Raw genomic sequence first — 13,189 nt, 5'->3', positions numbered from 1 at the left:
GGAGACCGCGGCCCGGCCCGTGCAGGATGAGCTCCATGAACACATCGCCCACGCTGTCCGCCACGGAGCTCACCTCGGATCGGCTCCGGCTGCGCAAAGCACACGACGCCGACCGCGACGGACTCATCGAGCTCCTGACCGATCCGCAGGTCTGGTTATACCTGGGCGGCCCGAGGCCCCGGGACGCTGTCGAGCAGTATCTCGACGCGACCGGTACCCCCGGCGTCACCGAAAAGCCCGGAGCGTTCGTCATCGCCGACAGGACGACCGACCGGCTCACCGGGACCCTTCTGCTCGCCCGACGTCCCGCGGAGCTTCCCGGACACGTCACCGAGGAGGGCTGGGAACTGGAACTGAGCTACGTACTACGACGCGACGCCTGGGGCGCGGGGCTGGCGTTCGAGGCCGCGACGGCCGCGTTGCGCGGCGCCGCCGACGAGCTTCCCGACCAGCCGGTCCTGGTGGTGACCCAGACGGCCAACGAGCGTTCGCTGAAGCTCGCCGCCCGCCTCGGCTTCCGGCGCAAGGGCACCTTCGAGGCGTACGACGCGCAGCAAACCCTCGCCGCGACCGATCTCCACTCGTTCGGAGCCTGACCGGCCCGGGTCAGGACGCCTCGCTCAGCGTCCCGTCGACTCCCGCCGGCGCAGCACCACCAGCACCCCGCCGCCGATCACCACCAGGCCGATGGCCGTTCCGGCGATCAGGGGCGTCACGGCGGAGCCGCCGGTCGCGGCGAGGTTCGTGCCGCCGGCCGTGCCGCCCACCGACGCGGGGCTGGGTTCACTGAGGGTCCGGATGGCGTTGCCTGTCTCGGCGGACTGGGTGCGGCAGTCCAGGACGCCGGTGAAGCGCTGCTGGAAGCCGTTCGGACCGGTGATCGTGAAGTCGTAGGCCTGGTCCTCCTGGAGGGGGACCGTCACCGTGCGGGAGGCGGCCGCGGGAATCGTGTACCCGGTGTCCATCAGGTCGAAGGTGAACGGCTCGTCGCCCGTGTTGGCGCCGTTGATGTCCAGGCTGCCCTTGGCGCAGTTCTCGGCGGCCGACAGGGCTGGTATCGCGCCCTTGCCCGCCCAGTCGGCGCTAGCGGTGGCGGAGACCGTCGACTCGCTGGAGCCTGCCAAAATCTGGGTCTGGCTGCGGCTGTCGGAGGTGAAGGCGCGGCCGACCGGGACGGTGGTCGACGCCTGGACGGTCAGTTCGGCCGAACCTCCCCCGCTGCTGAACGCGTGGGCGGTGCCCCCGGTGGCCCTTTCGGGGACGTCGAAGAACAGGCGGCCGCCGTTCGAGGCCGAGGTGACCGGCTTGCCGGTGCCGTCCACGATGCGGACGCCGGTGATCGCCGCGTCCGCCGGTGGTGTCACCGTCACGCTGCGCGCGTTGGTGTGCACGGTCACCGGTCCGAGCAGTCCGCCGGGGCGACCGGAGACCGCGGGCGGGTCGAGGGTCAGGGAGGCCTCGGGCTCCGCCTGGGAGCGGGCACTCTTCTGCAGATAGTCGGCGAGCTTCTCGGCCTGCGGGTCGACCGCGTCGACGTCGGCGCCGTCGGAGTAGCGCCAGATGGCGACCTGCGTGCCGGCCGCGGCGTCCTGCTCGGTGAGGCCGCGGACACCGGCCCGGTGCGCGAGCGCGGCGAGGTCGTTGACCTGGGGGTAGGAGTTCTGCAGGATCCAACGGATCCGCCCGGCGTCCTTGTTGGTGCCGAGCGAGGTCCCGCTCCAGGGGGTCTCCTGGTACTTGGCGTCCTTCTGCGTGGGGTTGTGCAGGTCGACGCAGTACGTCTGCAGGGTGCCGCCACCCTCGACGGACATCTCGAACAGGCCGGCGGACACCGGCTGGTCTCCGCCGTCCCCGTGGACCACGGCCTCGCCGTAGGTCTTCAGGCCGCCTATGGTGGCGGTCGCCCCGGCCTGCTGCTGCGGTGTTCCGTCCGCGGCGGCCACATCGGCCCCGGCGAGCAGCCCGGCGGCCACCAGCCCGGTGACCAGGGTCGCCGCGGCGGCGCGGACCGGCCCGCGTCCGCGCGTGGACCGCGCGGACGCCGTGACGAACCCCAAGGGCCCAGAGAACGCAGAAAGCACTAAATTCCCCTTCGAGCAGGACCCGTCGACGTGGGGGGAACGGTCCCACCAGCAGAATCAGCAGCCCCGAGAGCTACGCCCGGCATCTTATGGATCAAGCGCACCGCGCTCGCCGGTCATTTGGTCGGATGACCGATCCGACTCGGAATCGTTATCGCCGCTGTGGCTGACGTCACGTCACCGCTACTGTTTCCGGCTCCCGTTGGGCGGCCGCGTCGGCGTCGGCGTCCACGGGCGGGGTCTCCCAGTCGGGTTCCGGTCGCCGCGGGAGTACCGCCTCCTGTTTCGGCGTGCGCAGGAACGCCGACGTGCCGCGCGCCAGGTCGTGCCCGATCGACACCGCGTCGATGTCCGCGGAGACCCATTTCTGCCCGTCGCGTGTCTCCTCGCGCACCTTCAGCCTGCCGTGGACGACGACGGGATCGCCCAGGTTCAACGAGGCCGCCGCGTTGCCGGCGAGCTGCCGGTTGGCCCACACGGTGAAGTAGTTCGTACTGCCGTCCGTCCACGCGCTCTTCTCGCGGTCCCAGTAGCGTGGCGTCGCCGCCAACCGGAACCGTGCCGACGGCCCCGAGGCCAGATCGCGGTACGCCGGCTTCGTCGCCACGTTGCCCACCACGCACACCATCGTCTCGTTCATCGCGGATCCCTCCCTCGCCCGGCGGCTCCCGCCGGACGGATACGCGTACGGGCCCGTCCCGTACGGCTGCGTCCGATGCCAGACTGCCGCCGTCGGGCCGGGCCCGCCGAGCGCTGTGGACCACCGGCCGACTGTGGAGAACTCCGTCACCCGGACGAGTGGTTCACCTCCCTTCCACCGGGGTCAGAGCACCGTGGCCCCCGTCCTCGCGACCCGGCCGTACTGCTCCCGCACCTCCTGATACCGCAGCAGCTCCGAGGCCACCGGATCGAGCACCCGGGCCCGGCCGCAGCCCGCGGCCGCCTCCCGCAACCGGCGTTCCGCCTCCAGCCCGTAGCGCCGCGCCGGACCGCGTGCCGCCATCCGGCAGCCCCACTCGACGATCGGCCCGCCGATGATGCCGCACACCATCAGCAGCACCGGCACGCCCAGGTTGGGCGTCATGACGCCGACGATCTGTCCCAGCAGCCACAGTCCACCCACGATCTGCAGGATGGTCATGGCCGCCTGGACCATCACGGCCACCGGCCACCAGCCCGGCCGCGGTGGACGCCCCGGCGGCAACCCGGCCCGCGCCGCCAGCTCGTCCAGTGCCTCCGGCAGCCCCTGGGAGCCGCGTACGGCCGCCTCGCGCACCGCCTGCGCCCACGGCGTGGGCAGCCCCTCCGAGGCCCGGTCGGACACCGTGCGCACCGCCTGCTCGACCCGCTGGCGTGCCGTGGCCTCCTCCTCCGCCTGCGGGGCCGCCTGGAGCCGTCCCGTCGTGGGTTCGCGCCGGCCCTGGCACCACCGCCACAGCCGCAGCCAGGGCGTGCCGCAGGCGCGGTTGGCATTGCGCAGCCAGGCGCGTTCGGCGGCCTCCCCGGCGGCGGTGGCGCCCACGGCGTCCGCGAGCCGGGCGGCGAACTCCTCACGTGCCTCCTCGCTCAGCCCGACGCGACGCCCGGTGGCGTACACGGGCTGCAGCCGGGCCGCGGCGGCGTCCACGTCGGCCGCGACACGGCGGGCCGCCGCCCCGCGCTCGGCCACGAACTCCCCGAGCGCCTCGCGCAGATCGCCGACACCGTCCCCGGTGAGCGCGGACAGGGCGAGCACGACCGCACCCGGTTCGCCGTACTCCCCCAGGGCCACACCGTCCTCGTCGAGCAGCCGCCGCAGGTCGTCCAGGACCTGGTCGGCGGCCTCGCCGGGCAGCCGGTCGACCTGGTTGAGGACGACGAACATGACCTCCGCGTGGCCCGCCAGGGGCCGTAGATACCGCTCGTGCAGCACCGCGTCGGCGTACTTCTCGGGGTCGACGACCCAGATGACGGCGTCGACGAGCCGCAGGATGCGGTCCACCTGCTCGCGGTGCTCCACGGCCGCCGAGTCGTGGTCGGGCAGGTCGACCAGGACCAGCCCGCGCAGCTGGCCCTCGTTCTCCGGGCTGTTCACCGGGCGGCGGCGCAGCCGCCCCGGGATGCCCAGCCGGTCGATCAGGGTCGCCGCACCGTCGCTCCAGCTGCACGCGATGGGCGAGGCGGTGGTCGGCCGTCGCACGCCGGTCTCCGAGATGGCCACCCCGGCCAGCGCGTTGAACAGCGTGGACTTGCCGCTGCCGGTGGCGCCGGCGATGGCTACGACGGTGTGCTGGCCGGAGAGCTTGCGGCGTGCCACCGCCTCGTCGAGGACCCGGCCCGCCTCCGCGAGCGTCCGGCTGTCGAGGCGGGTGCGGGAGAGACCGACGAGTTCGCGCAGGGCGTCCAGGCGTGAGCGCAGCGGACCGTCGTAGGCGAGGGGCGTGACCGGCTGCGCGGCGGGTTTCCTGGTCTCGAAGCCGGAGGGCTGGCCGGGGGGAGCGGTGCCGCCGGCCTCGGTCACCCGTCGGGCGATGAGGCCGTCGTCCCAGACGTCCGTGGCGTCGGGGGCCGGCTCAGGCTCGGAGGGGTCGTCGTCCCGCACGTGCGTGTGCTTCCCGTGCTTCCCGTGCTGCGCCTGCTCGGCCTCGCCCTGGCCCTGGCCCTGGCCCTGGCCGGGGATTCCTTCGGTGGCCTCGTCGGCCGTGGAGTCCGCGACCTCCGAGGCGGCCATGTCGGACGGCTGCACCTGAGGTGGTGCAGGTGCCGAGGATGGTGCCGAGGGTGCGGAAGGGGCCCGAGGCGCCGGGTCCCGGGCGACCGCTTCACCGGTGGGCTCGGCCTGCCGCTGCTGGTCGATATGGCCGAACTGGCCGAGTTGTCCAAGCTGACCGAGTTGACCGAGGCGGTCGAGACGGTCGACGCGGTCGATCTCCGCGTGTTCGTCGCGGTGCTCACGCTCGGGGCGGTGGCCGGCGCTGTCACCCGAATCCCGGGAATCCCGCGAACGCGGATCTCGCGGATCTCGCGGATCTCCCGTTTCCCGCGTGTCCCGCGTTTCCCGCGTTTCCCGCGTTTCCCGCTCCGAAGGGTGATCGGTGTGGTCCATGTGGTCCATGCGACCCGTGGTCTCCATGTGGCCGGTGTGGTCCTGGTCAGTGACGGCGGTCACCGGTCATCTCTCCTTCTGCAGTACGGACAGCGCGGCGATGAGTTCTGCCTGCGGGTCGGGATGGACCTCGAGCGCGTCGAGCGGGGCGAGGCGGCGTTCGCGTTCGCCGTGCATGATCCGGTCGACGTAGTCGGCGAGCAGCCGGCCGGCGCGGTCGCGCAGCCGCAGCGCGCCGTGGGCTCCGATCCGCTCGGCGAGCCCTTCGCCCGCGGAGCGCGCCCGGCGGCCGCCGAGCAGCGCGGTGGCGACCAGGGCGGCCACGACCTCCGGGTCCGGTGCGACGCTGCGGTCGAGCTCGCGCAGTTCGTCCTCGGCGTACTCTTCGAGCTCGCGCCGCCACCGCCGTACGGCGAGTCCGATCCGGTGCTCGGTGCCCTCCAGGGACGGATCCCGGTCCGCGAGTTCCGGGGCGCCCGCCGCGGGTTCGCGCCGCCAGGCGTCGTCGGCGCGCTCGTCGGCGGCCGTGACGGCGCACAGCAGCAGCGCGGCCAGGCTCTCCGCCAGGGTGTCGAGGAGTTCCCCGGCGGTGCAGTCCAGCGGGAACGCACGCCAGCGCTTGAGCGCGTCCCCGGCGAGTACGGCCCCGGCCTGCAGTCGTCCCCGGACGCGCGCGTGCTCGCTGTCGTACGCCGCGTCGACGGCGGCCGTGAGCCGCAGCGCGGCCGCGTACTGGGCGGCGACGGCGCTGGCCAGCTCGGGCAGGCGTGACTTGAGCGAGTCGAGCAGGCCGTACACGGTGCGTGCCATGACGTGCTGCCGGTGGCCGCCGTCCTGCGCCTGCTGGACGAGCCAGGCCCGCAGCGCCGCAACCGCGGTGGCCGGCAGCAGACCCCCGCCCCAGGCCGACTCGGGCAGCTCGGGCACGGTGAACCGGGGTACGTCACCGAGCCCGGCCTTGGCGAGCAGCGCCCCGTACTGCCGCGAGACCTCGGAGACCACCTGGTGGGGCACCCGGTCGAGGACGGTCACCAGGGTGACGTCGTACTCCTTGGCGGTCCGCAGCAGGTGCCAGGGCACCGCGTCGGCGTATCGGGCGGCCGTCGTCACCATCACCCAGATGTCGGCCGCGCAGATGAGTTCGGCGGCCAGGGTCCGGTTGTCGGCGACGAGGGAGTCGATGTCGGGCGCGTCGAGCAGGGCGATACCGCGCGGGAGGCTGTCGGTGGTCTCGATCCGCAGCACGCGCGCGGGATCGTCACGGGGGATGGGAAGGTCGTCCCCCGGGTCCTGCTTCGGAGCCCACGCGCGCGTGAGATCTGGCAGCACCCGCATACCGCTGAACCAGTGATGGTCCTCCGGGTTGCAGACCAGTACCGGCGTCCGGGTCGTCGGCCGCAGCACGCCCGCCTCGCTGACCCGACTCCCCACGAGGGAGTTGACCAGCGTCGACTTGCCCGCCCCGGTCGAACCACCCACCACTGCCAGCAACGGCGCCTCAGGCTCCCGCAAGCGGGGCACCAAGTAGTCGTCGAGCTGCGCGAGTAGTTCGTCGCGGTTGGCACGCGCGCGTGGAGCCCCCGCCAGGGGCAGCGGGAAGCGTGCGGCGGCGACACAGTCGCGCAGGGCGGAGAGTGCGTCGAGTAGCTGAGGCCGTACGTCCAAGGTCACCACATGCGAAGAATGCCCAATTTCGGGGTAATTCTGAAGCATATAGACATGTCTGCGCGCCGAGTGGACAGAACGGACGTAAGGGATGACTGGGACGGAGGCACAGGCCAGGCATAACGAGTGCACAACACCAGGCGCCGTCGGACCCCAAAAGCGATGCACGATTCGTACCTGCCTGCGATTATCAGGACCGCTTCACCGAACCTCCACATCGAGCCACGGAGGCGAAGCAACCGGGACAAGGTTCCAGGAGCCCTATCCTTGTCCCCGGCCCCCGTAGCTCAGTGGATAGAGCAGGCGCCTTCTAAGCGCTTGGCCGCAGGTTCGAGTCCTGCCGGGGGCGCCCCTGCACCGCCCTCCTTCGGGAGGGCGTTTTTGCTGGTCAGGATGGGTGCAGGTGCACGCAAAAAGACGCCGGACCCTCCCCCAGTGATCGCGGGGGCGTCCGGCGTTGTCCGGCTGTCACCGGGTTTCTGCGGGTGGCTGCGGTGAATACGCGGAGAAGTAACGGGCGGGGCGAGATGCGCCCGCCGACACGGTCGCACCCTCGCCCCTCAGCCAAGGGCTTCAGTCCTCCGGGAGGTTCCCGCTCTCCCCGGAGTCGTCATCTCCCAGGACCCACGCGACGATAGCTCGGACAGCACCCGATACGGCGGCAGCGACAACAGCACGCACGACACCGAAGCGCCGTTCACCTGCCTGGCGGTCGGTCATGTTGCACCCCAATCTCACGGAGCCCCCCTCGGGCCCCTGCGCCAGCAAGTCAGCCAGGTACGGCACGACACAGCTCAAACCAACGTCGCGGGGTTCTAAAGTGGCTCTGTGACAAGGACCGGCCCAAGCGCTGCGGACGCCGCCCTCATCGCAGAGCTGAAGCGCAAGGGTCTGGGTGTGAGCGTCGCGCAGCTCGAGCGCTGGAGAACTATCGGTGCTGTACCGCGCAACTGTCGGACATACCTAGGACGAGGCAGAGGCTCGTGCTCTGATCCGGGCAACGACGTTGCCGAACTGGCGGAGGCCATGGCGTTGGTCGGCCGGCGCGGCCGGTCTGTCCACGAAGCCGTTCTCCGCATCTTCACCGTGGACCCCAGGAATCTAGACCTTTTTGAGCCCTGTCTGAGAATCCCCGAAAAAGGGATCCGATCCTCCTTCGAATGGTTCGTCAGACACGGGGACCAGAGCGTCGACCGTAGGGTCGAAAGAGCACTGAAGCGCGCAAATAATCAAGAAGACAAAGCCGAGATCATCTCGCGCGTCGCCTCCCGGCATTTCAGGAACGCCTACCTTCACCCGCCACCGACGGCAAAATATGCACCGCCGATCTGGCAAGTCGCGAACGAGCAGAGTATCCAAAATCTTGCCGCCCTGACGATTGGAAGTTTCCTTGGACACGAAGAAGTCGGCGCCCAGAAGCTAGCTGAAATAATGGCCGACGCGGCACCCTCAAGCGCAACACAGGAGGAACGAGAGGCGTTCAGGGCGTCGGTTGAGACTGTCCTCGCGGCCCACGAACTGGCAGGCAGAGAAGCCCTGCAACCCTCCACGCCGCCGAGCATGGAGGAGACAATCTGTCGCCTCGAAGAAACAGAAATCAAGCGCATCCATGACACAAGAAACAGGATCGCAATTGTTGCCCAGATCGGCTACATATACTTGCACGTCAGGGGTTCCGCAGGCTTCGAGGATCTAACGGAGAGAACACTCGAAGCGAGCACCGAATCTTTTGACGCAAATATGCTTCTCTATGCTTGTGCGCCTATCGCCGAAACGCTCGAAACTTCCGCATGGCATCGCATGTCAGCGCTAATCATTAACATTCTCATGGATGCCGACCTACACGACACGCTTGAGAAGCTTACGGCAGCAATAATTCCGGAGAAGCTAAAGTACAGATTCGCAGAGTAGCAGTTGGAGCAGGCGTTCATGCGTAACAGATTCATCTATGGATCCGTCACGCATGAACGCCCCCCTCGGGTCCCCGGCCTCAGAGCAGGGGGAGATCCCCACGCGCCAGGATCCGCTGTTTCAGGTCCCGCAACTGTCCCGAGATGCACCGAGCGTAGATTGCCAGCAGCACGGGGACGCTGTTGCCTGCCCACTCAGCCACCTGCGCCGGCGGGATGCCGTCGTTGAGCCAGTTCGTCAGGCAGGTGTGCCGCAGGTCGTACACCCGCCTGCCGAGCGGTGAGGCGAATTCCTCCGGAGAGAGCACTTCGGCGCGAGCAGTCCGCCATGCCCGCCGGATGACCGAGCCCGCGAGCATGCCGCCCTTCTCGCCCGGGAACAGCAGATCTCCAGGCTTCAGGCTCTCAGTCTCGATGTGCTCGCGCAGGATCCGCGTCAGCGACGGATGGCCCGGCACGACGCGCGTGTCATCCGAGGCGCGTCCCTTGAGTCCGCGCTCTTCGTGGATCTCACCGCCGTCCGTCCAGTTCTTCCCGACCTCCGGCTGCGCCGTGTGGAACAGCAGCTCACACCACTGGTCGTCTGCGTCCTCCGTGGGCAGGCGAACGTCCGCGACGTGCATCGCCACGACCTCCTCCGGGCGTGGCCCGGCGTAGTACATCGTGGCGAAGAAGGCGTGGAGCCGCTTGCCGCCACGGGGACGCCGGCGCACCCACCCCAGTAGGCGCGCCGCCTGCTCCGGGTTGAGAAGTGACCTCTTGTCGACCGCGGAGGAAGTCTTCGGTGCCGCTCCTCTCCCCTTCGGCAGGGGATTCGCTCGCAGGATTCCGTGCTTGACGGCGTACTCCATGGACACGTTCAGGATCCGCCGGTTGCGCTTGACGGAGCTTGCCGCCGCGCGTGTGCCGTCCAACTTCGTGTCGACGGCCCGAAGCACCTCGTCGACCTTGGCGGGGTCCTCCCAGACGGCCATAGTCAGCGTGTTGCGCTCCACCCACTTCAGGATCGTGGCCACCTCGGGCGGCGCGTCCTCCCGGCGCCGCGTGTTGAACGCGAACTCCCGCAACGCGGTGCGCACGTCAACCGGCCGGAAGGAAGTGGGCGGTGTGCGCAGCAGGGCAACGGTGGTCGACATAAGCGCTTTGGACGTGTTCTTACGGCTGTTCCCGCTGGTCCGGTGCCACTGAGCATCAGCGAACTGGACGGCGAAGTCGTACCAGTTCACCGCGCTCGCCCCGGACTGATGCGAGACGGGACGCCCCGTGGTGAGGCTGAACGCCTCACCACGGCGCGTGGCGCTGACCAACTCGGAGCGGAAGGCGTCCGCCAGCGCCTTCGTGTCGAACGGTGCTCGCCACTCCTTGCCGTCCAACTCCCATCGGACGGTGTGTGTGGTCTTGCGCTTGCCCTTGTAGACCGCCGTCTTCCAGATCTTGACGTTGTACGTCGTTCCGTCCATCAGGCGGCGTCCTCCCGCGCGTCCAGCCAGTGTTCGTAGTCGCTGCGCCGGACCCGGATGTCACCGTTGGGCAGCTTGATACAGCGAGGGGCGCGCCCTTTCGCTCGCCAGTCGTAGAAGGTGGAGCGGGAGACTTTCAGGTCCCTGCAGATCTCCGCGAGCGTGAGCTTGTCGTCTCGCGCGCCGGCGCTCATACCGCCGTCCTCTCTTCTGTTTTGATCAACGTCTGGGGGCCTTCTGGGGAATCCGCAACATCCGCCACGCCGCAACATTGCAGGTCAGCGGCTTGCGTTTGTGGCGGATGGCGGTTGTGTTGCGGATAGGTGCCGCCGCGCGGTGGCGCGGCGGCACCGTGGGAGCGGGGGTGTCAGCCGACGGCGCGCAGAGGGCGTGTGCCGGTTTCGGCGTGCTTGTGGCGGCTTTCGTCGGAGTCTTCCGCCACGGATTCACCCCCGTTGACCTGCGGTGTTGCGGCTGTTGCGGATGTTGCGGACTTCTCAGGGAGCGGGGGGCAGTAGCGCGCCCAAGCGTCGGTCAGATCCTCGGCGTAGTAGCCCTTCGGGGTGCCGCTGCCGACCCGGATGCCACGGGGGCGGATGGGGGTGTTGTCGGGGCGTACGTACTGGCTCAGGAGCTTGGACAGCCCACGGGCCGTGAGCGGTTTGCCGTCGTCGTTCAGGTCAGCCCAGGGCGCGTCATCGAGCCCGTGGAGGACTTCGAGGATGGCGGCGGTGGGCATGCGGTCGGCGCCGCAGAACACCTTGTCGCGCAGGTCGGTCAGCAGGCGGACCCCGAGGGAGGCTTCGTTGCCCTCGCCCGCGGCCTTGATGAGTTCGACGCAGGCGGCGCGGGCGCGCTCGGGCCAGTGCCCGCCGGCCGCGTCGGCGACGGCGAGCAGGGGTTCCCACACGTCGGCGGGCCGGTCGGAGACGCCCTCGGGCATCTCGGGCCAGGCTTCGGCGACCTGGTCGTGCACGGTGGCGGCCCACTCGGCGAGCCGGTCACGCAGGGCGTGGCCCTGCTTCTCGTGGACGCGCCGGCGGTACGGCTCGGCCTTCTCGTTGGGCGCCTTCTTCCGCATCCGGATGATGACCGAGCGGGTCAGGATCGTGTCCGGCAGGGAACCGAGTCCGGCCATGGCGACGGCGCAGAACGAGGAGAACCACTCGGTGGACTGGTTCGAGCCGTCCCCGACGCAGCGCAGGGACTTCGCACCGCGTCGGTAGCCGGAGTTCAGGAAGCCGCGGACCTCTTCGTTGCCCCCGGCCTTGGGCCCGAACACGGTGTCGATCTCGTCGAAGAGCAACGTCGGGGTTCCCCCGTCAGCCTCCACCAGCCGGAACAGGGCGTTGGCGGACGCGTTGACCGTGGTGACCGCACGCGGGGTGAGCGTCTCCACGATCTCCAGCGCACGGGACTTGCCCGACCCCGGCTCGGGCGAGAGGAACGCGAGCCGGGCCGTGCCGTCGAACGCGTCGATCAGGTGCGCGTGCGCGTCCCACAACGCCACGGCCACATACGCGGACTCGGTGGGGAAGATGCTGAAGCGGCGGTGGAACGCTTCGACCTCATCGAGCAGGGCGGCACCGTCGATTGACGGGGCGGACACGTTGGTGCTGGTCATGCGGCGTTCCTCCTTTCGGTGCGGGGCGTGGGTGTGCCGGTGCAGAAGTGCTTGTGGGACTCGTACTCGGTCACCAGAGCGGCCACGGCGTCTTGCCCTTTGGCGGATCCGGTTTGGCCGCAGGGGCAGGCGTAGGCGGCGGTGGGGGTGGAGCCGTAGCGCTTGGACCAGCGGGCGCCGTCGTAGTGGTGGCGGTAGACCGGCGGGGCGAAGATGCGAATCCCCGGCCGGTCCGGCGTCGGGTCCTCGCCGTCCCGGCGGGCGTTGCCGACCGCGTGCGGGCCAGAACGAAGAACTGAAAGGACGGCCTGACGGCCGTCGCCCTTCGTGCCACGGCCCGCTTCGGCGCCGCCACCCGCCGGGCGCGACCGCTCGGACTTGGGTTGGGTGGGCTTTTCAGGGCGGGGGGTCATGCGACGTCCCGGGGCCGGCAGGTACGAATGGACCAATCCAGCGCGCTACGGATGGTGGCCCGGCACTCGGACGCGGACAGTCCTGCCGCCTCTCCCCCCGCCTGAAAAGCCTCCTCCACCACGTTCCGCGGGATCTCGCCCCAGGCGACGAACCGCCCCAACGCGCGGGCGCCCTCCAACAGCCGGTTGTTCCGGCTGCCTTCGGTCGTCCTGGCCACCGAAGCCACCTCGCGCTCCAGCGCCGCCCTGGCTCGTCGGGTGACCGACTCGTGGATGAGCAGCGGCGCCGGGACTGTCGCTGTGGGCCGGGACGGCTCGATCAGCAGTGGGACAAGCCAGTGCGGCAGCTCGGCCACGGGCGCGTCGTCCAGCACCTCGTAGGCGCCGTCGGGGGTGGTGCTGCCGGGGGCGACGACGTAGCCGCCCCAGGCCCGGGTGTCGACGTGCGGTCCCAGCCGGTTGACGCTGCTGTGCAGGCGCCCGCCGGGCGGGGCGGTGAAGTACAGGTGGCGGCCCCCGCTGGGGGTCCGCACCTGGTAGGTGGGCGGAAGCTGCTCGCCGGCGCGCTCGCAGAGCGCGCTCAAGGAAGCGGCGCCGTCAGGCGCTCCTTCTTTCTCTCCTGGCTTGCACACGTCTAGATCGATCACCAGCAGCCCGGCCGGGCCGGTGGCGATACCCACGTTGTACGCGGCGCGCGCCCATGCGGCCTGGATCAGTTCCGGGTCGGTGGTGGCGCGCTGCTCGGGGGTGCGGTGCCCGTCCGCGCACCGTCCGGTGCCGGGGCAGGACCGTTCGGGGTGCCCGGCCGGGCGTTTGGTGTGGGGGTGCAGTGGAATGACGGGCCAGTTGTGCTCTGCCGCGTAGAGCGCGGCGGCCAGCAGGTGCAGGCTGTCCAGGGCGATCAGCGGCATGTCGGTGACGTTGATGAGGGGCATGCCGCGCCCCCCAGGG

At 70.1% G+C, this 13,189-nt stretch carries 11 protein-coding genes and 1 tRNA gene; 3 read left to right on the top strand and 9 right to left on the bottom strand.

The window, feature by feature from the left end:
* The first annotated feature begins 35 nt into the window (after window positions 1-35).
* On the top strand, window positions 36-596 hold the full coding sequence (locus ACFY0F_RS00765) for a GNAT family N-acetyltransferase (RefSeq protein ID WP_388786838.1): 561 nt from the start codon (window positions 36-38) through the stop codon (window positions 594-596).
* Window positions 597-620: 24 nt separating this feature from the next.
* On the opposite strand, the gene ACFY0F_RS00760 is transcribed toward ACFY0F_RS00765, so the two are convergent.
* The 4 genes from ACFY0F_RS00760 to ACFY0F_RS00745 all read right to left on the bottom strand — a co-directional run bounded on the left by ACFY0F_RS00760 (window position 621) and on the right by ACFY0F_RS00745 (window position 6,840).
* The gene (locus ACFY0F_RS00760) at window positions 621-2,057 is read right to left on the bottom strand and encodes a Cys-Gln thioester bond-forming surface protein (protein WP_388786834.1); all 1,437 of its coding nucleotides are present in this window, start codon (window positions 2,055-2,057) and stop codon (window positions 621-623) included.
* Window positions 2,058-2,253: 196 nt separating this feature from the next.
* Window positions 2,254-2,721, bottom strand: coding sequence for a single-stranded DNA-binding protein (locus ACFY0F_RS00755; RefSeq protein ID WP_388786831.1), 468 nt, complete (start codon window positions 2,719-2,721; stop codon window positions 2,254-2,256).
* 183 nt (window positions 2,722-2,904) lie between these two features.
* Entirely contained in the window at window positions 2,905-4,662 is a 1,758-nt protein-coding gene (locus ACFY0F_RS00750) for a GTPase (RefSeq protein WP_388789109.1), read from the bottom strand.
* A 570-nt stretch (window positions 4,663-5,232) separates the two neighbouring features.
* Window positions 5,233-6,840: a dynamin family protein gene (locus tag ACFY0F_RS00745; protein WP_388786829.1), complete on the bottom strand. Its 1,608-nt coding sequence runs from the start codon at window positions 6,838-6,840 to the stop codon at window positions 5,233-5,235.
* A gap of 267 nt (window positions 6,841-7,107) precedes the next feature.
* On the opposite strand from ACFY0F_RS00745, the gene ACFY0F_RS00740 reads away from it, so the two are divergent.
* Window positions 7,108-7,180, top strand: a tRNA-Arg gene (locus tag ACFY0F_RS00740).
* A 479-nt stretch (window positions 7,181-7,659) separates the two neighbouring features.
* Complete coding sequence (locus ACFY0F_RS00735) at window positions 7,660-8,742, top strand: hypothetical protein (RefSeq protein WP_388786826.1); 1,083 nt, start codon at window positions 7,660-7,662, stop codon at window positions 8,740-8,742.
* Between the two features lie 79 nt (window positions 8,743-8,821).
* Here the strand turns inward: ACFY0F_RS00735 and ACFY0F_RS00730 are convergent, their stop codons facing one another.
* The 5 genes from ACFY0F_RS00730 to ACFY0F_RS00710 form a co-directional block, all read right to left on the bottom strand.
* Window positions 8,822-10,114, bottom strand: coding sequence for a tyrosine-type recombinase/integrase (locus tag ACFY0F_RS00730; RefSeq protein ID WP_388786823.1), 1,293 nt, complete (start codon window positions 10,112-10,114; stop codon window positions 8,822-8,824).
* 86 nt (window positions 10,115-10,200) lie between these two features.
* Window positions 10,201-10,395, bottom strand: coding sequence for a helix-turn-helix domain-containing protein (locus ACFY0F_RS00725; RefSeq protein WP_360735380.1), 195 nt, complete (start codon window positions 10,393-10,395; stop codon window positions 10,201-10,203).
* A 173-nt stretch (window positions 10,396-10,568) separates the two neighbouring features.
* A complete protein-coding gene (locus tag ACFY0F_RS00720; protein ID WP_388786820.1) occupies window positions 10,569-11,825 on the bottom strand; it encodes a DUF3631 domain-containing protein in 1,257 nt (418 codons plus the stop codon).
* On the bottom strand, window positions 11,822-12,238 hold the full coding sequence (locus tag ACFY0F_RS00715) for a hypothetical protein (protein ID WP_388786818.1): 417 nt from the start codon (window positions 12,236-12,238) through the stop codon (window positions 11,822-11,824). Before ACFY0F_RS00715 ends, ACFY0F_RS00720 begins: the two co-directional genes overlap by 4 nt.
* Entirely contained in the window at window positions 12,235-13,173 is a 939-nt protein-coding gene (locus ACFY0F_RS00710) for a bifunctional DNA primase/polymerase (RefSeq protein ID WP_388786816.1), read from the bottom strand. Before ACFY0F_RS00710 ends, ACFY0F_RS00715 begins: the two co-directional genes overlap by 4 nt.
* Between the last annotated feature and the right edge of the window lie 16 nt (window positions 13,174-13,189).

This window comes from Streptomyces sp. NPDC001544 (assembly GCF_042894285.1).
GTDB lineage: Bacteria > Actinomycetota > Actinomycetes > Streptomycetales > Streptomycetaceae > Streptomyces.
Note: the sequence above shows the minus strand (reverse complement) of the source record. Positions and strands in the feature narration are given on the sequence as shown.

Bases quoted from the DNA above. Each gene is read 5' to 3' on its own strand.
- ACFY0F_RS00765 (WP_388786838.1), top strand. From the start codon at position 36: ATGAACACATCGCCCACGCTGTCCGCCACGGAGCTCACCTCGGATCGG.
- ACFY0F_RS00755 (WP_388786831.1), bottom strand. From the start codon at position 2,721: ATGAACGAGACGATGGTGTGCGTGGTGGGCAACGTGGCGACGAAGCCG.
- ACFY0F_RS00725 (WP_360735380.1), bottom strand. From the start codon at position 10,395: ATGAGCGCCGGCGCGCGAGACGACAAGCTCACGCTCGCGGAGATCTGC.
- ACFY0F_RS00720 (WP_388786820.1), bottom strand. From the start codon at position 11,825: ATGACCAGCACCAACGTGTCCGCCCCGTCAATCGACGGTGCCGCCCTG.
- ACFY0F_RS00715 (WP_388786818.1), bottom strand. From the start codon at position 12,238: ATGACCCCCCGCCCTGAAAAGCCCACCCAACCCAAGTCCGAGCGGTCG.
- ACFY0F_RS00710 (WP_388786816.1), bottom strand. From the start codon at position 13,173: ATGCCCCTCATCAACGTCACCGACATGCCGCTGATCGCCCTGGACAGC.